Raw genomic sequence first — 21,564 nt, forward strand, 5'->3', positions numbered from 1 at the left:
CGATTTATAACCCATATTGAGGACGCATAGATATTAATTTTTGGATTTCATCTTCGGGAAGCTGCCGAGACTTGAATCCGAGCTGCTCGCAAAGATACGTGAGCTGCGCCGTGTATTCTAATCGTTCCATATTCTGGTAGGCCGCTAGTAATGAACCACCCCAAGACAGAGCTCCGTGCATTTCCATCAGACACCCGGTATGTCCATGAACAAACGGAGCAATGTTTTCGGCAAGTTGCATTGTGGATGGGGTTGCGTACGGCGCCACTGGAATTACCGGCATAGCTAGAACATTTTCCGGCATCTGTTTGTTGACCAATTCTTTTCCACCGATAGCAAAGGCGGTGGCGTATATAGGGTGTGCGTGTACAACCGCATTTACCTTAGAGTCTTCTTGGTAGAGCCGTAGGTGTACCTTTACTTCGGAAGAGGTCTTGTAAGGTGGATTTTCGCTGATAACCGAACCATCAAGCCTTACTTTACATATCATTTCCGGGATTAGAGCACCTTTAGAAATTCCGGTGGGGGTACATAGTACCGTGTTGTCAGACAGTCGTACCGATATGTTTCCGTCATTGGCTGCAACATATCCGCGCTGCCACACTTTCATACCAATTTCGCATACTTCTTGGCGTTTTACTTCCTCTTCTTTATCCATTACATTAATCCTTTCTGTTTGTTCATAAATACCACTTTAAAGCAAATTTTCATTTAAAGCGTAATAGGTTGCAACACCTCGGTATAGTCGCTAGTGTCAAACCATTTTTGTGTTGCCCCTTTGGGAACCCCCAACACGTGAAGCTGAGCCAACATATTTCCAATGATGGAAGCCTCGCACTTGGCAAGCCTGACGGGCTCTCCCAACAAATTTGTGATTTCCTGCATCAAGAAAGTGTCGTAAGTACCTCCCCCGGTAATATGCACAACCCCCTCGCTTTTAACCAAGTGTCGCAAGTCATTTATTCCGGCGACAATGGAATGTGCTAGCGATTCTTTGATGGTGCGTAGCAGTTGTCCATCGCTGCATTCGAGAATACCGAACTCTGATTCCAGTTTCGCCCGGAGCCGACTCGGCATCTCGCCCGGAGAGATTAGCTCCGCATCTGAGGGATTAATGAACACCCCCAAAGATTTCGCTTCCCAACATTGTTTGTCTAACTGGGAAAAACTCACGTCTTTACCTTCTTTAGACCATTGCCGACGACATTCTTGTAATAGCCACAGCCCAGTCTGGTTTAGCTCCGCGCGGTTGCTCCCCCCGGTAGCGGCCTCATTGGTAACACCTTTTTCATAGGCTTCATCTGTTGTCAGGGGTTTTGGCGTTATTGCCCCAATCACCGCCCAAGACCCGCAAGATACGAATATATCCCCTACATTGGGGGCAATACAGTAGGCCGCACAGGCCGTATCATGGGAGCCACTTAGAGCCACATTGGTTCGCCCACGTTTTACTAGTAATGAAGGCTCTCCGTGGATAGGAAGCAGAATTTTGGGGTCTATCCCCGCTGCCTTGAGAATCTCGGTATTCCATTCAAAGCGGTTGACATCCATCATCGCCGATGTAGAGGCTACTCCCTGCGAAGCCCAGGGAGCGCAAGCCACGGGAGCGTCCCAGCCGGGAATGTCAGCGGTCGCCAGAACACGCGTAATCATATCTTGGAGGAATAAAATGCCCGCGTACGGGGCTTTACCCACCGCGTTCGCCCCAGTTAACCGGTTTACCGAATTAATGTCTTGCGGCATCACTCCGGTAAACCGGTACTGGTGGCGTCGTGTAATTTTTGTGTCTAAGGCTGCTTGTCCGATGTGACCGCACGTATCTCGATAGGCCACGGCCTGCGGTTCACATTCACCAGAGGCAAAGATTTTGACAAAGTCAACTCCCCAGCCGTCCACTCCAACTGAGTCCGGGGCATGGCCGAGAGTTTGCGCCGCAACTGCGGCACATTTCTTTGCAATCTCGGCGAACTGCGCCACCGGCCATGTCAGATGGTTATCAGCGTCCACCTGCACCTCGATGGGCTGTCGGTAAATTTCTTGCAGGCTCAGTTCATTTTCCGCAGTGTTCCAATGCCCTAAAAAGGCACGGATTGCAGAGGAACCCATATCGATTGCGAGCACATCCACAACAACCAACTCCAAAAATTATCGATACAGAGCGCCGTATGCTTCACACGCCCGATAATCAGCAGATTCTAAGTTATCAGTTCCGAAAACATTCCAGTTTCGAGGTCGATAAATTTGTCCAGCGCTGAGATTATGCATCATTACCGGAATGCGCAGCATCGCCGCTAGCGTAATCAAATCGGCTCCAAAATGGCCATACCCGATGGCACCATGGTTGGCGCCCCAGGCATCCATGACATTGTACGTGGAATCAAACGGGTACTTACCGGTCAACCTGGGGGTAAAGAAGGTCGTAGGCCAGGCTGGATCCGTACGGTTTTCAATGATTTCACGGGCTTTATCTGGAATCTCTACACTCCACCCTTCGACAAACTGAATTACCGGGAGGCTATGTGCTACTAGGTTTATCCGCACCATAGTCAACGGCATATCCCCTTTGGTTACAAAGTGGGTAGAAAACCCGCCACCCCGGAAGTATTCCTTGTTGGAAGGATGGAAGGTGGTGGCATCAAGTGCTGCCTGAATATCCTTTTCAGTTACTTTCCACCACTCCTTCATCACTGGCTTACCGTTTTCATCTTGCATAGCCCCAGTGGCATCAAGGGTGGTGGCACCAGAGTTGCGCAAATCCAGGAATCCCGCAGCAGCTTTACCTTCTAACTCGCAGCCCGTAACTCGCTTTACAGCCTCTGGCGACCAGAAGGTTCGCACGTCAGAGAACATCTGGGTACGGTTGGTAAGCAGGTGGTTGAACAACATGGTGATGCCATTTAAGACGTCGTTTTCGGTAGCGAGGGTCAGGGGTTCACGCGGACCATTCCAATCAAAGGTGGTGTTGGCAAAGGTTTCCAACAAATCACCATTCGGCTTGTAGTCGGTCCATTGACGCTGGCCTTGGAAGCCGGCCACAATAGCGTTGTGCCCTGCGGCTTCTTCATGGAATCCTAGGTCAGCCAGTTTGGGGTTACCCTCCATCAAGTCACGCCCGATAAGAACCATCTTGGTTACGTAATCCCACTGCGCCTCCGTTTCCTCAGGGCTGAGCGCATACTCTGGCTTGTGATTGACGATATCTTCGCCTTTATGGAGCTTATCTTTGACCCAGGCACGCGCTTTAGCGTACTCATCAGGGTCAAAAATCCCCTGGGTGATGCGACGATCCATTTCAATCATGTCAACGGATTCAACGCCCATCCCGAGGTAATCGCGCATGAACTGACGGTCGACCATAGATCCGGCAATACCCATACACTGCGAACCAATCTGGAGGTAGTTCCGGTTGCGCATTTCACCAACCGCAATGGCCGCACGGCAGAACCGCAAAATTTTCTCTCTAACTTCTTCAGGAACGCGGGTGTCGTCAGCATCTTGGACATGTTCGCCGTAGATGCCAAAAGCGGGGATACCGAACTGCGCATAGGCCGCCATAGCGGCCGCTAGAGTGACCGCACCGGGACGTTCTGTGGCGTTAAGACCCCAAACCGCATGCTGAATAGCAGGATTCATGTCGATAACCTCGGTCACATAGTCCCAACAAGGGGTTACCGTAAGTTCTGCACAAACATTGAATGGCGAGAACTGCTCGCGAACCTTTTGGGATTCACCGGCGCGACCAATGGTACGGTCGGCTACGATGGTCTGGACGGGGGTACCGTCAGTGTACTTGAGGTTCTCTGAAATCAAGGCCGCAGCGGTCTTTGCCATCTGCATCGTCTGTTCTTCGAGTGACTCGCGTACGCCACGCCGCCTCCCATCAATGATTGGCCGAATAGCGATTATCGGTTTTTTCGTACTCATATTAGATTTTTCCTTTCTACTCTAACGCCTTCATGCTTTGAATAAGTTTTACAAAAGTAAACTATTCGTAAATATTGGATTGAATCTCCGGGGTATCAATATTTGATTTGTCGTACCAGGCAAAACCAGAGTCAATAATTTTCTCAAGGCTCTCGCCCTTTATAGCCTTATCTGCCGCCGCAACAGTTTCAGCACCCATTTTCACCGGAGCCTGAGTAATGGCTCCAGCCTCGTCACCGCTCTTAATGGCATCGATTTGGGCTTTACCCGAATCGAAACCAACAATCGTGATTTGCCCCATCTTGCCGGCTTCCTTCACACCCTGTAGCACCCCGGCAGCGGTTACCTCATTGGAACCGTACATGGCGGTGACATCGGTATTCGACTTGACGATAGCCTTAGCTGCATCGGCAGCTTTGCCTCGCTCATCGGCCCACTGTTCTTGGAGAAGTTTAATATCAGGAGCGTGTTCTTTCATCCAGTCTTGGAAACCAAAACAGCGCCCCTTACCGGTAGTGGTGGCCTGGCCATGACAGACGATACCGACGGTTCCCTTGTTCCCCATGAGCTGGGCGAGTTTTTCGGCCGCCTTAGCACCAGCTGTACGGTTGTCGGTTTGCACCGTCGTCAGAGGAATATCGGAATCAACGCCAGAGTCGAAAGCAATGACGGGAATGCCAGCGTTCTTAATCTGTTGCAGAATAGGTTCTGCAGCTTTGGAGTCTAGTGCCGCCAAGCCGATAGCTGCGGGTTTAGCATTCAAGGCGTTCTTGAGCTGATCAAGCTGTTCGGTAACAGCAGTTTCGTTTTTCGGACCAATGAATTCAACTTCATAGCCGAGTTCTTTGCCCTTTTCGAGAGCTCCTTTCTTGACCGATTGCCAGAATGTGTGTTGGAAACCTTTCGATACCAAGATGATTTTCTTGCTATTAGACTTGGCATCGGCCGATTTACCGTCTGATGATGCTGGGGAGCTTCCACATGCGGTTAGCGAGAGGCAGGCTATAGCACCCAATGCGAGTACTTTGAATGATGTGCGCATTTGATTTACCTTTCTGTTAAGTTTTCTGGATATGAATTGCTAAAAGATAAGAATAATGTTGCATTTTAGGCTGCGTTTTCCCTCCTTTGACGTACGTTGTCAATGAATACGGCCAGTAGGACGACTACACCAGTAATTGGAAGTTGCCATTCATTGGGCAGACCCATCATTTGCAAGCCAGTGGTGAGGGTGTTCATGATTAGGGTGCCAATAACTGTGCCCGAAATGTTCGCACGACCACCAGCAAGGGAGGTTCCACCGATTACCACCGCCGCGATGGCGTTAAGCTCCATCCCCAGGCCTTCGGCCGGTTGCGAGAATCCAAAGCGGGCAGAATAGAGAATAGCCCCCAGCGCCGTGAAGATACCGGCAACTATGTATACAATCATAAGCCAGAATTTCACATTAATACCGGCCAGTTGCGTTGCCTCTTTATTGGAGCCGATAGAGAGAGCATACCTTCCAACAAGTGTCTTGTTGAGAATAACAGCAGCAATAATCGCGCTGCCAAGAAATACTAGAGCCGAGTTTGCCAAACCGGGAATGAGGGTACCGTTTGCTACGGCATAGTATCCAGGGTTACTGATTTGAATAGTTGAAGCACCGGAAATAATCAAAGCTATACCCTGACACGCCATCATCATTGCCAGCGTGGCAATAAAGGGAGGAATATTTAAATATGCTACGTTGATACCGTTAATCGCACCTAGGAGTACACCAATCAGCAAGGTCAAAAAGATGCCAAGAACCAGATTTATCCCGAGGTACCGTTCCCCTAGAAAGACCCCGGCCATAACCGCACAAACCGTCATCCCCGTCCCAACCGAGAGGTCAATACCGCTGGTAGCGATAACAAACGTTGCACCCAGTGCCATCACCCCAATGGCTGCCGACTTCATGAGGATGTCAGAGAGGACACTAGGTTCAGCAAAGTTAGGCGCAGCAATCATAAAGAAAATGTAGATGACAACCAGAGCGCCAAATGTGATGAGCTGCTGGGCGTATCCTTTCACAAGAAGGGCTAAGTTGCCCGTAAACTCATTTGAAGATTTCTCATTGATAGTGTCCACACTCATTGTTTTTCTCCTTGGTTTTCATTGGCTGCAAGATGCATAATTTTTTCCTGATCGGCATCCTCATTTTTGAGGATGCCAGTAATACGCCCGTTGGACATAACAGCTATCCGGTTACTCATTCGTAAGACCTCAGGCAGTTCCGATGAAATCATAATAATCGCTTTACCTTCCGCAGCCAGCCTTTCCAATAGATTATAGATTTCTTCTTTTGCTCCCACATCGATACCTCGAGTGGGTTCATCAAAAATAAGAATGTCACAGTTTCGCAACAGCCATTTAGCAATAACCACCTTTTGCTGGTTGCCGCCTGACAAATTACGCAGTAGCTGATGCACTGACGGCGTTTTGATTCGAAGTTCGTCTTTATACCGCTCCCCATACTTTTTTATTAATTTCTCATTTATGAAGCCCGCATGAGTAAACTTGTACATGGAAGCGACCGCAATATTGGATTTCACATCCTGATTCAAAATCAGACCGTAACGTTTACGATCCTCGGAGAGATAACCAATTCCATTACGCACTGCATCGGCCGGGTTCTTTATACGTACTTTTTTACCCTTAATCTCGATATCACCAGATACCCGCGGATCGGCACCGAACACGCAGCGCATAGCCTCAGTTCTGCCTGCACCCATCAGTCCCGCAAATCCAAGAATCTCGCCTTTTCTTACCTCAAAACTAACGTCTTTCAAAAGTTTCGAGGTGGATAGGTTCTTTACTTTCATCACCACTTCACCAATTTTGGCCTTGCCAGATGGACGTGCATCGACCGGAACTTCACGCCCAACCATCATCGAGATAATTTTGCTAATCGGAGTGTCCTTTGTAAGGACGGTATCGATATATTCTCCGTCTCGCAGCACAGACACACGGTTGGTAATCTCAGTTATTTCATCCATGCGGTGTGAAATATAAATCAGCCCCGTCTCGGTACTGACATAAGATCTAATCATCCGAAACAAAGTGCGAATTTCTGCCTCGGTCAGAGCCGCTGAAGGCTCATCCATAATCAATATACGCGAATTTCTATTGAGTGCTTTGGCTATTTCAACCATTTGCTGCCTCGCCACCGTTAGGTCACGAGCATATAACCGCGGATTTATATCTATATCCAGTCGCTCAAACAGTTCTGCAGCCTTCTCAAACATTAATTTGTCATTCAAAATCCCATGTCGATTGGATTCTTTTTGCCCCAGAAATATGTTTTGTGCAACAGTCAAATCCGGAACCAAGTTAAGCTCCTGGTGAATAATACTCAACCCCAAGGCTTCCGCTTCCCTCGGCCCACTAACAGTTACCCGTTTTCCTTGCAACCAGATTTCTCCTCCGGGATCGGATTTATAGATTCCCGTCAGGATTTTCATCAAAGTCGATTTACCAGCCCCGTTTTCGCCACACAGACCTAACACTTCATTAGTATTCAAATCTATGTTCACGTCAGACAGGGCTTTAACACCTGGGAAGGTCTTGCTAATCTTCTTGAGTTCTAAAAGTTTTGTCATATTCGCACCTCTATGTACGTTAGCTAACTGGAATGTTAGCGCTAACATCTTCAATTTAGCCGACACCTTCCTTAATGTCAAGCTTTTTTTATAAAATCTTATAGCCGCAGGTCAATAGCGTGTCGCGCCTGTTCCAGTCGCCTCTCCAGGACCGAAAGCTCCCCTGTTCCACACCGTCCGCCGACCACCACAGAGGTACCTGACACAGCATCATCACGCAAATCAAATTAAGTTAGCATTCACCTGTTGTAAACTGTATACCGTGGGCAGGGATGTTTTGATGCGAGATGTAGCTAACTTAGCCGGGGTATCGTCACAGACAGTCTCACGGGTTTTATCCGGAAAAACCAATGTTAGCGACTCCACCAAGCACAGAGTCCTCCAAGCCGTAGAGGCTCTCGGATACCGCCCCAACCGACTCGCCGCTTCCTTGGCCTCGGGAGAATCTTCCCTGGTAGGGGTACTACGTGTTGGGCACTTGTCCTATGGCCGGGCGCAATCGTATATCCATTTTGAACGTATCCAGAACTCCAATGGACTCTATGTCGTCTCGGCCTCCGTAGACTACGACGATCGTGACGACTGGAAGCGAGGTTTGGATTATTTGCAGTCAATCCGGCTTAGAGCCCTGGTCATCATGAGTCAAAATGTCACTATCGCCCAATACCTCAATCCTCTTTTACGACAGCCTACCGTCTTGGCCATGAACGAAGCGGATGCATCCTGCAAGCTAGCGCGGGTGGAGCTAGAACAGCTTCAATCCATGGAGAAACTCCTAGCGCATCTTTACAGCCTCGGATGCCGTCGAATAGTACACATCTCACCTGAGCACAACGAAATCGATGCCAACCTGCGATGCCAAGCCTACCTAGATTTTTGCGAAGTACATGATTTGGAACCATTCGTTCTAAAAGTTCCCGACTGGAGCTCCGAATCCGGCACTTACGCTGCGCAGCAGTTATCCACCTACACCTTCGACGCTATTTCGGCCGCCAACGACTGGATTGCTCTAGGTGTCTCTACCAAGCTTTTCAACTGCTATGGTATGCTTGCCGGCCGCGACTATGCTTTAACCGGATACGACGACACCGACTTCGCCCCCTATGTCTCCCCCGCCCTGACGACAGTGCGCCAAGACTATACGCAACTCGCTATTTCCATCTCAGCACAGATTGATTCTCTTTTGTCCGATAAAAAACCAGGATGCACCATACTAGAAAACACGCTGGTCATTCGAGAATCAACCCTAAACTACCAAGCTGCCCGGTAGATGTCATTTAGCCCAAATTCAAATGGCACCTCATGAAAAGCCGATAAAACCCGACTAACTAAGTGCCAACAAAACAAGGGTAACCCCAAGGTAATGGTTTTCAAACGTGCATGCAGTCGACGCCAAGACCTAGGAAACGTGCAAAAGTGCGCTATGCTTACCCCTAGGAATTGTGTGTTTTCTGTGGGTGTTGAAACCTAGGAAACGTGCATAACTGGAGCGTTTATGGAGGTGAACGGGTGTTTCATCGTAAGGTTTATGATCAACTATTGCAGTGGAAACGTTCCAGCAACGGAACCAGTGCGGTGCTAATCGAGGGTGCCCGGCGAGTGGGAAAGTCCACGGTGTCAAGCCAGTTTGGTCGCCAGGAATACGCACAGAGTCTGCTGATTGATTTCACCACGGTGTCACCCGATTTTAAGCAGCTTTTCTTGGATACGCGTTCCGATTTGGACAGTTTCTTTCTGTACCTTTCGGCCACATTCGCGGTGACCTTTAAAACCCGCGATACCTTGATTATTTTCGACGAGGTACAAGCTTTCCCGGAAGCACGCCAGTTTATCAAGCACCTGGTGGCTGATGGCAGATACGACTATCTCGAAACCGGGTCGTTGGTCTCGCTACGCAGCAGCGCGGAAAAAATCCTCTTGCCTTCCGAAGAAGAATCGCTACTCATGAAGCCCCTGGATTTCGAGGAATTCCTGTGGGCGCTAGAGGAACACGGCTTGGCTGAACTTATCGGACAATGCTTCCAAAACAGTCGCCCCCTACCGGATGAACTGCACCGCAAAGCCACCCGATTGTGGAACGAATATATGCTGGTGGGAGGGATGCCGGCAGCAGTGGCGGCCTACGCGCAGGGACGCGACTTGGCCGGGGCACAAAAAGCGAAACAGCTGGTGGTGAAACTCTATCGGGATGACATCGAGAAATACGGTGGAACCGAAGCGAAACGGGTCAAAGCGGTGTTTGACGCTATCCCTGGCCAGCTCTCGAAACGGGAAAAACGGCTCGTGTACACCCAGGTCGATGAGGGTTCGCGGGCGCGAGACTATCAGCTGGCGTTTTCCTGGATGAAGGATGCGGCAACAGTGAACCTGTGCACCGCCGTAACCGACCCCACTTTAAGCATGGAACTGAGTGAGGATGAAACCACCGTGAAATGCTACCTGGCTGATACCGGGTTGCTCACCAACATGGCCTTTGCTAATGACGAGGTTTTGCTGCAGGCCAGCCGACAAGTACTGCGAGGAGACGCGGATATTAATCAAGGAATGCTGGCCGAAAACGCGGTGGCACAACAGTTGGCGGCGCGAGGCCATGAGCTCCATTTTTATTCCCGCTATTCCCGCCAAGCCGCCGAGCGTATGGAGATTGATTTTTTGATTAGCTGCCCGTACTGGAATGCTGCGGGGAAACCACGAATCAGTCCCCTCGAAGTGAAATCCGGAAAACGCTACACCACGGTATCCCTGGATAAATTCAAAGCTAAATTCGGGAAACGCGTGGGCACTCAATACGTTTTACACCCCGGTCAGCTCCGTGTTGAGAGGGAGAGAATGTTCCTGCCGCTGTATATGTCCGCATGGCTGTAGCATTCAAAGCGTAGCGCTAGCGGCGACTCGTTAGCGGGTTGGAAGACTGGAAAACTAGCGTCGCCGGGTTCATGAGGTGCTGGCCGGGGTTGCGGGCGATGTTCCGGGGTTGCGGGCAAGGGAAGTCAGGGATTTTTGTGGCGTTTGCGCTGGTGGTGAGGGTTTAGAAATTTCTTTGTGGGGTTGACCGCAAGACTCGCTGTTCAGGCAAATTCAAGCAGAAAAAAGCTCGCCACCCCGGCTGGCACCTCATGCACCCCGCCATGACGACCACAACCACAGTTTTTGATTTTAGCGCTTATTTCAAATATACTATAAGCACAATAGTCAAGAAAGGTGCACGTAGTGATTCCCCTTGATTTGCGCACACTACTGGAGCACGGTGGCAACGTTGTCACCACGGCACAAGCCAACCAAGCCGGAATCTCCAACGAACGACTGAGACTGTTAGTGAAATCAGGTGATTTACAACGAATAGCGCATGGTGTTTACATGGAACCTCATGAACTGGAAGACCGAATGTACACCTGGCAGCTGCGGCGAGCGAAACTCATCTATTCCCACGACACCGCTCTGTTCCTGCACGGCCTGACCGACCGTGACCCACTAAGTTACACCGTGACCGTCCCCAGTGGATACAACACCAGCGGACTGCGAATGGCAGGATTCACGGTATTCACCATCAAACCCACACTGCATGAGGTGGGGATTGGGGTGGCGGACACCGTGTTTGGAAACCCGGTGCGAGTCTATGGATTGGAGCGCACCGTATGCGACATTGTACGCAGTCGCTCCCGGCTCGACCCTGCGATAATTAGCGAGGCAGTGAAACGCTACGTCTCACGGCGCGACAAGAACCTGGGCTTGTTGATGCCCCTCGCCGAACAATTCGGCATCGCCAGGCTGTTGCGCACTTACCTGGAGGTATTGCTATGAAAACTTCAACCCAGCTCAAAGCCCTGATTCGTAACCTGTCGAAACAATCCGGCGTAGAGACCGAGGTATTACTGCGCGGTTTCATGATGGAGAGATTTTTAGAACGCCTCGCCATCTCCCGATACCGAGACAACTTTATTTTGAAAGGTGGGTTGCTAGTCGCTGCAATGGTCGGAATTAGCACACGCACCACTATGGATATAGACGCAACACTCAAAGGGCAATCCCTATCAAGAAATACCCTTGAATCAATCATGACCGAAATTGCTAATATCCCACTGAACGACAACATTCGGCTGAACCTTTGCGAAATTGAGGAGATCCACGAAGAGGCAGATTATCCCGGATTCCGAGTATCTATCGCGGCGACGCTGGATAAAACCCGGCAAATGCTAAAGATAGATATAACCACCGGCGACCACGTGACACCCAAGGAAATCGAGTACGGATTCAATCTAATGTTTGAAGACCGCCATATCCAGCTTTTGGCGTATAACTTGGAAACCGTGCTGGCCGAGAAATTAGAAACCATCGTAACGCGCAGCGTCGCCAACACGCGGATGCGCGATTTCTACGATATCCACATTCTCACCGCCACCCAGCCATATGACACCGATGTGCTGCGGACTGCCCTGACCAACACCGCTGAGAGGCGTGGCACCATAGGACAAATGGCCGACATTATGGTGGCCGTTGAAATGCTAGAAACCAGTCCGGTAATGGCCAGTCATTGGCAACGCTACCGCCAGAAATACCCCTACGCCCAACAAGTGTCATGGGAAACCGTCACAAACGCCGTCAAAACACTGGCCGTAAAAATCCAGGCCGTACATGATTTATCGTAAATAGCAAGTAACAAACCAACCGTTATTGTGAATGGCAGCGTAGTCCCCTAGCCAGCCGCCGAAGCTGGTTTCAAGGGGTTTGCGTCGCCGGGTTCATGAGGTGCTGGCCGGGGTTGCGGGCTGGATTGAAGGGTTTTACAACCGTAAACGACTGCATTCCAGTATCGGCATGATGCCACTCGTGGAATACGAACTCAAGATGAGTCAAACCGCCTGGAAACAGGCAGCCTAAACAACCAACCTGTCAACAACTTGCGGCCAACCCCAGTTTGCGCCTCATACTCTCGGCGCTGCTCCGGCGACATTTCCGTCAGCCTCCGAGCCTGCGCTTCTTTCCAACTAATCATTACGCTTCCCCTCTTCACGACTGCGCGGGTAAAAGGCTCAGCACCGTTAGTCACGTCGCCAGGCTAGTCAATCAGGGTGATGATGCGAGTAGCAAGATATTTGGTGGAGGCGATGAAATCCGCGTTGCGTTGATCGGAGCCATACGCCCACTGGCGGGCAAATTCCGGGTCTTTGCCGAATTCTATGTGCCGTTTAACCAGCCGGCTCATTCGAGTAGCATCGTCAAGTTCGAGGTACCAGATTTCGGTGAAGAACTGGGCAACCTGGCTCCACGGCTCGCTTTGTGCCAGTAGGTAGTTCCCCTCACTGATGACCAGCTCTATATCCCCGGTCACCTCGATTTCAGCAGCAATAGCTTCCTCAAGTTCCCGGTGGTACACCGGGGCATAAACGCTGCCATCCCCCGGTTGTTGCGCTTTGAGACGCCGCAACATCTCCGCGTAGCCAGTGGCATCAAAAGTTGCCGGGCTGCCTTTCTGGTTTCGCAGCTGTTTGGCTTCCAACACCCGGTTAGACAGGTGGTATCCATCCATGGGCAGTAAAACCGCTCGCTTCCCCAGCTTGGCGTTGGATTGAATTCCCTGACATGCACTCGGTTTATCGTTGGGATTAGCATCCAGCTGCACGCCGCGCAACTCGCCGTGCAACTCGCCTAGTGACTCGTCGAATGACTCGGTTAACGACTCGTTTAGTTCTGCCACCAGGCGCGCCGCCAGGGTTGACTTCCCCGCCCCAGGCGCACCAGCAATTCCCAGCAGATGCCGCTGCCCCGGGACACAGAGCCGCCTGGCCGCCGTAACCAGCTCGGAAAAACTCCGCGTTTCGCAGTTCATAAGCCCAATAATACCGGAGAGCATCAATTCTCGGTCTCAAGAGGAACCCCTCGGGTTCCGCAACCCCTCGATCCCCCCATTCCCCCGGGTCCTCCGATTCTCTCGGGTTCCTTCGTGATAATTTGCACAAACAAAGTGGTGGGTGTCGGGACGTTCCCGACACCCACCGCTTCAAGCACCTCATGAAGCGAAAACAAACGCCACCAGGTGAATCACGCCCCCAGGACTTACAGAATCCCCAGGGACTTCACGGTGTCAATTTCTTCGGTGGCGCGCGCCGCGTTGAACGCAATCTTTTCTTTGGTCTTGGCGCTCAATTCCAGGCCTTCCACAATCTTCCACGCCTTGCCGTCCGAAGTCACCGGGAAGCCGTAAGACAGCCCCTCTGGCACGCCGTATTCGCCGTGAGACGGCACTGCGGCCGTAACCCAGTCACCCGCCGGGGTACCCAGCGCCCAAGAATGCATGTGGTCAATCGCCGCCGAAGCCGCCGAAGCCGCCGAGGAAGCCCCGCGCGCCTCGATAATCGCCGCGCCGCGCTTGGCCACAGTCGGTACAAAGTATTCATCCAACCAGGCCTCGTCCACCAGACCGGTCGCCGCCTTGCCGGCCACCTCACAGAAAGAAACATCCGGGTACTGGTCGGCGGAGTGGTTACCCCACACGATCATCTTTTTAATGTCGGCCACAGCCGCACCGGTTTTCTCGGCCAACTGGGAAATAGCCCGGTTGTGATCGAGGCGCATCATGGCGTTGAAACGATCGGCGGGCACATCCGGGGCAGAAGCCGCCGCAATCACCGCATTGGTGTTGGCAGGGTTACCCACCACCAGAATCCGCACGTCATCCGCCGCGTGGTCGTTAATCGCCTTGCCTTGCGGCCCGAAAATCCCGCCGTTGGCGCTGATCAAATCCGCGCGCTCCATGCCTTTCTTGCGGGGCATCGAACCGACCAACAGCCCGAAGTTACAGCCTTCGAAGGCCACCCCGGCGTCATCGGTAATATCAATGCCCGTCAACAGAGGAAAGGCACAGTCATTGAGCTCCATCGCGGTGCCCTCCGCCGCCTTCAAAGCCGGGGGAATTTCCAGCATTTTAATGCACACGGGTTGATCCGCACCCAGCATCGCCCCGGAAGCAATACGGAACAACAGTGCATAACCGATATTGCCAGCAGCTCCGGTAACGGTTACATTGACGGGATTTTTTACCATAACAGGACTCCTTTGTGTTAGTTAATCCAAATGCCCACGGGGGCATCACCAGGCTCTATTTTAGTCCAAGGTCGCCCCACAAGCTCACCCAAAAGTCCCGCGAGTTTCGGGGGCTGCCACGAGACTTGCTCCGCTCGGTTTCGGTGTTCCTGTTAGGCGCGGGTTTCATGAGGTGCCAGCCCTTTTGGCTCGCACCTCATGAACGCTAGCCCTTTCAAATCACTTACTTGCGGTCAAAGAAATACTGCAGCAAGCCCCGTGTCGAGGGATCCGTGGCGGCCAGCGCCGCCGCGTCTCCCGCGATTGCCGGCTTCAAATCAATCGCCATGGCCTTGCCCAGTTCCACGCCCCACTGGTCGAAGGAATCAATGCCCCAAATCACGCCTTGCACGAAAGTAATCATCTCGTACAGAGCAATCAGTTCACCCAAAACCCGGGGAGTCAGCTGCGCGGCCATGATAGATGTCGAAGGCCGGTTCCCAGGGAAGGTTCGATGCGCCACCAAGTCCTCGGCGGTGCCTTCGGCGCGAACCTCAGCGGCGGTTTTCCCGAAAGCCAGGGCGCGGGTCTGGGCAAAGAAATTCCCCAAGAACAACTCGTGTTGCCGCACGCCGCTCTCCGTGTCCACCAAATCCCAGGTTGGTTTAGCGAAAGCAATAAAATCGGCCGGAACAATCCGGGTTCCCTGATGCATCAACTGGTAGAACGCATGCTGACCATTCGTGCCCGGCTCGCCCCAGAATACCTCGCCGGTGTGGTAGTCCACCGCCGTGCCATCCCGGCGTACCCGCTTGCCATTGGACTCCATGGTTAGCTGCTGTAAATACGCGGGGAAACGGTGCAGATACTGGGAATACGGCAAGACCGCGTGGGTGTGCGCTCCCAAGAAATTCACGTACCACACGTTCAACAACCCCATCAAGAGTGGCACGTTTTCCGTCGCTGGCGCTGTCCGGAAGTGCTCATCTAACGCGTGGAATCCCGCTAAAAAGTCTTCGAAGCCGGAACGCCCGATGGCCACAGCCAAGGCGGTTCCCACAGCGGAATCCACCGAATACCGGCCGCCCACCCAATTCCAGAATCCGAAAGCGTTCTTCGGATTAATCCCGAAGGCCGCGACCTTGTCCAAAGCGGTGGAAACCGCTACGAAGTGCTGACCCACGGCTGCGGCAGCCGCGTCCTTGGACCCGTCAATCGCCCCGGCTCGTTGCAAACCCGCCAGCAGCCACGCCCGCGCCGCCCGCGCATTCGTCAAGGTTTCCAAGGTGGTGAAAGTCTTAGAGGCCACAATAAACAGCGTGGTTTCCGGGTCAAGATCCTTGGTTTTCTCGCCCACATCTGTGGGGTCAATATTGGACACGAAACGGCATTCCAAACCGGGTTGCACATAGGGACGCAAAGCCTCGTAAGCCATCGCCGGCCCCAGGTCTGACCCGCCAATTCCGATGTTGACCACGGTTTCGATGCGTTTGCCGGTAATCCCCTTCCAGGAACCGTCGCGCACTGACTCGGCGAAAGCATAAATCCGGGTAAGCACCTCATGCACGTCCCTCACCACGTCTTGACCATCGACTACCAGCGACCCGGCCGCGTCCGCCGGAGCCCGCAAAGCCGAGTGCAGCACGGCGCGATCCTCGGTGTTATTAATATGTTTGCCGCCAAACATCGCCTCGCGCCATTCACTCACCCCGGTTTGCTCAGCCAGCTCCAGCAACTTTGCCACCACCGGCTCGGTCACCAGGTTTTTCGACATATCAACGTGCAAATCCGCCGCCTCAAAACTCAACGCGGCGGCGCGTCCCGGGTCTGCCTCGAAAGCCTGGCGTAAATCGAGGTGAAATTCCTCGGCCAAGTCACGTAATTCTTGCCAAGCCGGCAATGTCGTTGGGTTCTTCGTTTCCATGGTTTTCCTTCCGTGTTTTCAAGTATGTTCTTTTGTGAGTTTACGTCATTTTGGCGGCTGGCACCTCATGAAGCCGTTTCATGAGGTGCCACCACCGCCACGCCCAAACGCACCTATCTGTCCTGGTCTTGGGTCAAATCAACCAGGGGCAGCGCGAAATCCTGCACCGCCGCGTTACTGTTAGCCATGACTTCGAGCAACGGACGCATACACATCCACCACTGTTTCTTCGGGCGGCGCTTGACCGAGTCAACCTGGGCGGGCATATCGGCAATATCGTGGAACACTACGCGTCCGTTTTCCTCGCCCAAATATTCGATATGGGCCTCACCCCGCCCCAAGGCTTCATCAACGCGCGCCATCGCCCGGTACATCAGGCGTGTCGCCAACAGGCGGTCGAAAGGCGTGGGGGCGCCGCCTTGTTGCAGATAACCGATTTTGTCGGTACGTACATCGTAGTATCCGTGGGATTCCTGTTTGAACACATCCGCCATGAAATCCAGGTCATAGCGTCCCCCGGCCAGTTCGTTTCGCACCACCAGAGCCAGGCGGCGTCCCTCGCGGAAAGACTCCCGCATTTCCGCCGCGTCTTGCCCCAGACGGTCAAGGCTGATGGAGTCTTCCTCGAGGTAAACGGTTTCCGCGCCGGAAGAAAGCCCCCCCATCAACGCGAGGTATCCACAGTGGCGCCCCATGGCTTCCGCCACGAAACAGCGTTTCGCGGCCGCCGCCGATTCCTTAATTAAGTCCATCGACCACGTCAGATTATTCAAAGCCGTGTCGGCACCAATCGAAATCTCTGCCCCCGGCAAGTTATTGTCAATCGAGGCCGGCACCAGCAGCATCGGAATCCGCAACGCCGGATAGCGGCTCAGCTCCCCCGCGATGGCTTGCGCCGAAAGATAGGCGTTATACCCGCCCACCAGGATTAGCGCGTCAATCTGGTGGTTTTCCACCGCACGCCCGATGGCATAGAATTCCTCAACGACGGGGATTTCGCGTTTGGTGCCCAGTTCTGCCCCGCCGCGATACCCCCAGCCTTCCACATCTTCCCAGGCCAGCGGCTTAATGTTGCCGTCAATCAAACCCTGGAAAGATCCTTGAATCCCCAAGACTTCCAAGCCGCGTTGCAAGCCAAACCGCACCGCCGCGCGCGAAGCCATGTTCATGCCCGGAGCCAGACCCCCCACATGCATAATCGCGACTCGTTTCGCCTTGGATTCCAGGGGGGTCAACAGGGATGGCGGGGTGGACAACACCCGGAAAACCTCGACCATATCAGTGAAAGACCGGCCGCGTGACTCGACCGCGGCCTCGTATTCCCCGGCTTCAATCAGTTTACGGACGTGGCGGGTTTCGGCTACTGTCCGGGTCAAGTCCAGGCGCGCAATCCGGTTGTAGCGCACCCCCAGCACCTTCGCGCTGTCCCCGGGCTGGGCTTTAATGACTTCCTGAGCCGCCGCATAGCCCAGCAGGGTTGGCATCCACCGGTCATAGGCGCTGGGAGTGCCGCCGCGTTGGATATGTCCCAAAATGGTGACCCGCGCGGATTCACTGGTGCGTTCCTCGATGGCTTTCGCTACATAGTCGGCGGTAATCCGCTGGCCTTGCTGGTCTTGGGCGCCCTCGGCGACAATTACCATGGATTCGCGTCGTCCCTGTTGGCGCCCTTCGGCCAGTTTCTTGCACATGTCGTCTTCCCAGCCGGGGGCGGGGGGATTTTCGGGCACCAACACATAGTCAGCCCCGCCCGCCACGGCGCTCATCAACGCCAGGTAGCCACAGTTACGTCCCATTACTTCCACCACGAAAGTACGCTGGTGTGAGGCCGCCGTGGATGACAACTGGTCTAGGGCGGTCACGATACGGTTCAGCGCGGAATCTGTGCCGATGGTCATGTCGGTGCCGGTCATATCGTTGTCAATGGATCCCACCAGCCCCACCACTATCAGCCCCGGGTGTTGCGCGGCTTGGGCCTTGGTCAGGCGTCCTTCGGCTACCAGTTCTTCTACCAGTTCCGGCCACAGTTGGCGCAGTTCCTCGGTGCCGGACAGGGAGCCGTCGCCCCCGATGGAAACCAGCCGGTCGATACCGTTGGAAATCAGGTTCGCCACCGCATCCTTCATACCTTCACGTTTGCGGAATCGTTCGGATCGGGCGGTGCCGATAATCGTGCCCCCCTTTGAGATGGTGTTGGAAAGGTCGCCCCAGGCCAGGGGGTGAATCAAGTCGCCCCCGTTCACCGCCCCGTACCAGCCTTCTCGTATCGCATAGGGGGTGGCTCCCAGTACTATCGCGGATCGCGCTACGGAACGTACCGCCGCATTCATGCCTTGGGCATCGCCGCCGCTGGTCAGGATGCCGATTCGCACCGTGTTATCACGCGGTGTTGTGTCTTTTTTCTCACTTGTCATAGTTATTCGCGGCTTAGAGCCGTTTCCTCCCGTTATCTAGTTGTTTGTGTGCCGGGTGGCAGTTGTCTGGTAACAATCCAACGGTTCTATTGTGTCAAGTGTGCGGGGTTATCGGGGGATATTCGGGGGGTTTTCTTTCAGGTTCATGAGGCGCTAGCATTAATTCCAAGAAAGGATTAAAAATATGTTTAATTTATTATCAGTTTATGATTCGGCTGCTTCCACGCCCGAGGAAGACCCATTCACGCAGGTCAACGACGTAATCGCCGGCTGGCTGAACACTGGGTATGATTCCTCGATTGTCTGGGTGCTCTCGGCACTTTTGTTGGGAGTCGGTCTGTATTATTCAATCCGCACCAACTTCATGCAGATTCGCCTGTTCCCTCACATGGTAAAGGTGATTTTCAAGTCCCGCAAAGGCGCCAAGGGGGGGATTTCTTCCTTCCAGGCCTTCACGATTGGTATCGCCGAGCGGGTTGGTACCGGTTCCATTGCCGGTATCGCTTTGGCGGTGGTGGCGGGCGGACCGGGTTCCGTGTTTTGGATGTGGGTGGTGGCGACCTTGGGGATGGCCACGGCTTTCATCGAGTCCACCTTGGCGCAGTTATTCAAGGTGCGTAACGGGGACGGCACCTTCCGGGGTGGCCCTTCGTATTACATCATGAGGGGCTTGGGTTCGCGTCGCTGGGGCATGATTTTCTCGGTGTTGCTGATTTTCACTTATGGTTGCACCTTTGAGATGGTACAGGCTAACTCGATGGCTCAGTTGGCTCACGTGTCTTTTGGGATTCCCACTTGGGTTTCGGCGTTGATTTTGGTGGTGATGATTCTGCCGCTTTTGGTGGGCGGGATTCGCCGTATCGCGCGTTTTTCAGAGTGGTTGGCTCCCTTGATGGCGGTGATTTACATTTGTATGGGCTTGTTGGTTTTGGTAATCAACTTCCGCGAGATTCCCTATGTGTTCGAGCAAATCTTTGCCTCGGCTTTCGGCCAGGGCGACTATGTTCCCCCGGCGGTGGCCGGGGCGGGCGGCGCATTCATTGCCGCTTTAACCCAGGGGGTCAAGCGCGGCTTGTACACCAACGAAGCCGGAATGGGGGCGGTGCCTAATGCGGCCGCCACCGCCACGGTGGAGCACCCGGTGACCCAGGGCATGATTCAGTCTTTAGCTGTTTTCGTGGACACCGTGATGATTTGCACCACCACCGCCTTTATTATTTTGCTGTCCACCCCGTTTTGGGATCCGGCGCGCGGTTCGGACGTAAACGGCACGGCTTTGACCAATGATTCCTTGGTTTCCACCTTGGGCTATGACAATCCGGCGATAAAGACGGTGATTGCCGTGGTCATTATGGTGATGATGATTGCTTTTGGGTATTCCACTATCTTGGGCAACTACACCTACGCCGAGTCCAACTGGGGCTTCCTGGTAGGTCGCAGTAAATCCACGGTGCCGGTACGTTTGTTGGCGATTATTTCTTCTGCCCTGGGGGCGGTGCTCCCCCTGGCGGCGGCGTGGGCATTGTCTGACTGGGTGTTTTCAGTAATGGCCGTGGTGAACCTGGCGGCTTTGGTGCTGCTGGGCAAGTGGGCCGTGGGGGCTTTGCGTGACTACGAGGCGCAGCGCCGCGAGGGCAAAACCCCCGTGTTCTGTTCGCGCAATAATTCCTATCTGCCGGGGGTGCTGCCCACCGAAGTGTGGGAGGTTCCCGGTGGCCACGATCCGTCGTGGGTCACCGCCGACGAACCTCCCGTCGGTTCTGTTTCTCCCGGTTCCGCTTCCTAATCTTTGGCGGCAGGCTGCTAGGGTCTTTGAATCGCTTGTATGCGCCGGCACGGGTCATACCGAGGTAGTTTCCGATGAGTTCCCAGAGAACGCTTTTGTAAACTGCTGAGGTTAACCGCAAGTTGTGGACATTTAGCGCGGGCGCTAGCCATCCCGGGCGGCGAGCGCCAGAAGATTCCTGCCACTATAAACAACACGAATCACGGTCACCAAGCGAATGGGTTCATCTATCGTATAGAAAACCACATAGCGGTTAACCGGAAGGCGATGCACCTCCTGGCTGCGCCAAGGCTCCCAATCCACCACTGCATGTCGGTAAGGCATGAATTCCAGGGTACTAACTTGGTCTTGGATGCGGTCAATCTGGTTCTGGGCAGCATCCGGGGATTCCAAATCCAGCGCAATATAGGCATAAATATCACGAAGATCAAGGTAAGCCAGAGGGGCATAGATGACCCGATAAATGTCACTCATAAGGAGAATTCCACAGCGAGTTTCCTTTTTACCTCCTCGGGAGTGAGGTAGCTGCCAGTGGCTTTACTGGCCATGCCTTCCGCTAGAACCGCATCAAGCTGCTCTCGATTCATGACTCCCAGCGCAATCGGTGGTTTCACGGTGGGCAAACTGGACGCAGCAGGGGAAGCGGACGACGCACCCTTCACCATCGTATTCAACATGACCAACACCCTACCTTCCCTATTGCCTCACTATTACTAAAGCTACCAGCCGCAAAAAGTCTTTGCAAGGATACATCCCGTCTTCTTCGGGTTCATGAGGCGCTTGCTCGAATCTCAGGCGTAAGTTTTCGAGGTGCCACCCTGGTTTCTAGGCGTAAGTTTGGAATGTGAACTTGCTCACATTCCGCAGACATTT

At 53.3% G+C, this 21,564-nt stretch carries 18 protein-coding genes and 1 pseudogene; 7 read left to right on the forward strand and 12 right to left on the reverse strand.

Features of this window, described 5'->3' with window-relative positions:
* Window positions 1-4: 4 nt before the first annotated feature.
* The 6 genes from HMPREF0577_RS06660 to HMPREF0577_RS06685 all read right to left on the reverse strand — a co-directional run bounded on the left by HMPREF0577_RS06660 (window position 5) and on the right by HMPREF0577_RS06685 (window position 7,547).
* On the reverse strand, window positions 5-658 hold the full coding sequence (locus tag HMPREF0577_RS06660) for a class II aldolase/adducin family protein (protein ID WP_004013014.1): 654 nt from the start codon (window positions 656-658) through the stop codon (window positions 5-7).
* Window positions 659-711: 53 nt separating this feature from the next.
* Complete coding sequence (locus tag HMPREF0577_RS06665; RefSeq protein WP_036342562.1) at window positions 712-2,127, reverse strand: rhamnulokinase; 1,416 nt, start codon at window positions 2,125-2,127, stop codon at window positions 712-714.
* Between the two features lie 18 nt (window positions 2,128-2,145).
* The gene (locus tag HMPREF0577_RS06670; protein WP_004013016.1) at window positions 2,146-3,924 is read right to left on the reverse strand and encodes an L-fucose isomerase; all 1,779 of its coding nucleotides are present in this window, start codon (window positions 3,922-3,924) and stop codon (window positions 2,146-2,148) included.
* 61 nt (window positions 3,925-3,985) lie between these two features.
* Window positions 3,986-4,966, reverse strand: coding sequence for an ABC transporter substrate-binding protein (locus HMPREF0577_RS06675; protein WP_004013017.1), 981 nt, complete (start codon window positions 4,964-4,966; stop codon window positions 3,986-3,988).
* Window positions 4,967-5,031: 65 nt separating this feature from the next.
* A complete protein-coding gene (locus tag HMPREF0577_RS06680; RefSeq protein WP_004013018.1) occupies window positions 5,032-6,042 on the reverse strand; it encodes an ABC transporter permease in 1,011 nt (336 codons plus the stop codon).
* Window positions 6,039-7,547, reverse strand: coding sequence for a sugar ABC transporter ATP-binding protein (locus HMPREF0577_RS06685; protein ID WP_169765535.1), 1,509 nt, complete (start codon window positions 7,545-7,547; stop codon window positions 6,039-6,041). The genes HMPREF0577_RS06680 and HMPREF0577_RS06685 overlap by 4 nt, the downstream gene beginning before the upstream one ends.
* A 280-nt stretch (window positions 7,548-7,827) precedes the next feature.
* Between HMPREF0577_RS06685 and HMPREF0577_RS06690 the strand changes: the two genes are divergently transcribed.
* From HMPREF0577_RS06690 to HMPREF0577_RS06710, 5 genes and pseudogenes are all read left to right on the forward strand, one after another.
* A complete protein-coding gene (locus HMPREF0577_RS06690) occupies window positions 7,828-8,817 on the forward strand; it encodes a LacI family DNA-binding transcriptional regulator (protein ID WP_004013020.1) in 990 nt (329 codons plus the stop codon).
* Window positions 8,818-9,086: 269 nt separating this feature from the next.
* Complete coding sequence (locus HMPREF0577_RS06695; RefSeq protein ID WP_248613740.1) at window positions 9,087-10,412, forward strand: ATP-binding protein; 1,326 nt, start codon at window positions 9,087-9,089, stop codon at window positions 10,410-10,412.
* A 345-nt stretch (window positions 10,413-10,757) separates the two neighbouring features.
* Window positions 10,758-11,348 (forward strand): type IV toxin-antitoxin system AbiEi family antitoxin domain-containing protein, encoded by a 591-nt coding sequence (locus HMPREF0577_RS06700; RefSeq protein ID WP_004013024.1) that lies wholly within the window; start codon window positions 10,758-10,760, stop codon window positions 11,346-11,348.
* Window positions 11,345-12,193, forward strand: coding sequence for a nucleotidyl transferase AbiEii/AbiGii toxin family protein (locus HMPREF0577_RS06705; protein WP_004013025.1), 849 nt, complete (start codon window positions 11,345-11,347; stop codon window positions 12,191-12,193). Before HMPREF0577_RS06700 ends, HMPREF0577_RS06705 begins: the two co-directional genes overlap by 4 nt.
* A gap of 112 nt (window positions 12,194-12,305) precedes the next feature.
* Window positions 12,306-12,425: pseudogene (locus HMPREF0577_RS06710) on the forward strand (integrase); the annotation flags it as partial.
* Window positions 12,426-12,603: 178 nt separating this feature from the next.
* Here HMPREF0577_RS06710 and HMPREF0577_RS06715 read toward each other — a convergent pair.
* Together HMPREF0577_RS06715 and HMPREF0577_RS06720 are read right to left on the reverse strand one after the other, a co-directional pair.
* Entirely contained in the window at window positions 12,604-13,374 is a 771-nt protein-coding gene (locus HMPREF0577_RS06715; RefSeq protein WP_036342652.1) for a nucleoside/nucleotide kinase family protein, read from the reverse strand.
* A 227-nt stretch (window positions 13,375-13,601) separates the two neighbouring features.
* The gene (locus HMPREF0577_RS06720) at window positions 13,602-14,588 is read right to left on the reverse strand and encodes a malate dehydrogenase (RefSeq protein ID WP_004013028.1); all 987 of its coding nucleotides are present in this window, start codon (window positions 14,586-14,588) and stop codon (window positions 13,602-13,604) included.
* A 14-nt stretch (window positions 14,589-14,602) separates the two neighbouring features.
* On the opposite strand from HMPREF0577_RS06720, the gene HMPREF0577_RS11420 reads away from it, so the two are divergent.
* On the forward strand, window positions 14,603-14,797 hold the full coding sequence (locus HMPREF0577_RS11420; protein WP_004013029.1) for a hypothetical protein: 195 nt from the start codon (window positions 14,603-14,605) through the stop codon (window positions 14,795-14,797).
* Between the two features lie 14 nt (window positions 14,798-14,811).
* On the opposite strand, the gene pgi is transcribed toward HMPREF0577_RS11420, so the two are convergent.
* Together pgi and HMPREF0577_RS06730 are read right to left on the reverse strand one after the other, a co-directional pair.
* Window positions 14,812-16,491 carry a glucose-6-phosphate isomerase gene (gene pgi, locus HMPREF0577_RS06725; protein WP_004013030.1) on the reverse strand — a complete coding sequence of 560 codons (1,680 nt, stop codon included), beginning with the start codon at window positions 16,489-16,491 and terminating at the stop codon, window positions 14,812-14,814.
* Between the two features lie 113 nt (window positions 16,492-16,604).
* Window positions 16,605-18,905: a 6-phosphofructokinase gene (locus HMPREF0577_RS06730; protein ID WP_004013031.1), complete on the reverse strand. Its 2,301-nt coding sequence runs from the start codon at window positions 18,903-18,905 to the stop codon at window positions 16,605-16,607.
* A gap of 184 nt (window positions 18,906-19,089) precedes the next feature.
* Between HMPREF0577_RS06730 and HMPREF0577_RS06735 the strand changes: the two genes are divergently transcribed.
* Window positions 19,090-20,691 carry an alanine/glycine:cation symporter family protein gene (locus tag HMPREF0577_RS06735; protein WP_004013033.1) on the forward strand — a complete coding sequence of 534 codons (1,602 nt, stop codon included), beginning with the start codon at window positions 19,090-19,092 and terminating at the stop codon, window positions 20,689-20,691.
* A 144-nt stretch (window positions 20,692-20,835) separates the two neighbouring features.
* Here the strand turns inward: HMPREF0577_RS06735 and HMPREF0577_RS06740 are convergent, their stop codons facing one another.
* Together HMPREF0577_RS06740 and HMPREF0577_RS06745 are read right to left on the reverse strand one after the other, a co-directional pair.
* Window positions 20,836-21,165: a type II toxin-antitoxin system RelE/ParE family toxin gene (locus HMPREF0577_RS06740; protein ID WP_004013034.1), complete on the reverse strand. Its 330-nt coding sequence runs from the start codon at window positions 21,163-21,165 to the stop codon at window positions 20,836-20,838.
* On the reverse strand, window positions 21,162-21,368 hold the full coding sequence (locus HMPREF0577_RS06745) for a hypothetical protein (RefSeq protein WP_004013035.1): 207 nt from the start codon (window positions 21,366-21,368) through the stop codon (window positions 21,162-21,164). The genes HMPREF0577_RS06740 and HMPREF0577_RS06745 overlap by 4 nt, the downstream gene beginning before the upstream one ends.
* Window positions 21,369-21,564 lie beyond the last annotated feature (196 nt).

This window comes from Mobiluncus mulieris ATCC 35243, from assembly GCF_000160615.1.
Lineage (GTDB): Bacteria > Actinomycetota > Actinomycetes > Actinomycetales > Actinomycetaceae > Mobiluncus > Mobiluncus mulieris.

Bases quoted from the DNA above. Each gene is read 5' to 3' on its own strand.
- HMPREF0577_RS06660 (WP_004013014.1), bottom strand. From the start codon at position 658: ATGGATAAAGAAGAGGAAGTAAAACGCCAAGAAGTATGCGAAATTGGT.
- HMPREF0577_RS06670 (WP_004013016.1), bottom strand. From the start codon at position 3,924: ATGAGTACGAAAAAACCGATAATCGCTATTCGGCCAATCATTGATGGG.
- HMPREF0577_RS06675 (WP_004013017.1), bottom strand. From the start codon at position 4,966: ATGCGCACATCATTCAAAGTACTCGCATTGGGTGCTATAGCCTGCCTC.
- HMPREF0577_RS06680 (WP_004013018.1), bottom strand. From the start codon at position 6,042: ATGAGTGTGGACACTATCAATGAGAAATCTTCAAATGAGTTTACGGGC.
- HMPREF0577_RS06685 (WP_169765535.1), bottom strand. From the start codon at position 7,547: ATGACAAAACTTTTAGAACTCAAGAAGATTAGCAAGACCTTCCCAGGT.
- HMPREF0577_RS06690 (WP_004013020.1), top strand. From the start codon at position 7,828: ATGCGAGATGTAGCTAACTTAGCCGGGGTATCGTCACAGACAGTCTCA.
- HMPREF0577_RS06705 (WP_004013025.1), top strand. From the start codon at position 11,345: ATGAAAACTTCAACCCAGCTCAAAGCCCTGATTCGTAACCTGTCGAAA.
- HMPREF0577_RS06715 (WP_036342652.1), bottom strand. From the start codon at position 13,374: ATGAACTGCGAAACGCGGAGTTTTTCCGAGCTGGTTACGGCGGCCAGG.
- HMPREF0577_RS06720 (WP_004013028.1), bottom strand. From the start codon at position 14,588: ATGGTAAAAAATCCCGTCAATGTAACCGTTACCGGAGCTGCTGGCAAT.
- pgi (WP_004013030.1), bottom strand. From the start codon at position 16,491: ATGGAAACGAAGAACCCAACGACATTGCCGGCTTGGCAAGAATTACGT.
- HMPREF0577_RS06730 (WP_004013031.1), bottom strand. From the start codon at position 18,905: ATGACAAGTGAGAAAAAAGACACAACACCGCGTGATAACACGGTGCGA.
- HMPREF0577_RS06735 (WP_004013033.1), top strand. From the start codon at position 19,090: ATGTTTAATTTATTATCAGTTTATGATTCGGCTGCTTCCACGCCCGAG.
- HMPREF0577_RS06740 (WP_004013034.1), bottom strand. From the start codon at position 21,165: ATGAGTGACATTTATCGGGTCATCTATGCCCCTCTGGCTTACCTTGAT.
- HMPREF0577_RS06745 (WP_004013035.1), bottom strand. From the start codon at position 21,368: ATGTTGAATACGATGGTGAAGGGTGCGTCGTCCGCTTCCCCTGCTGCG.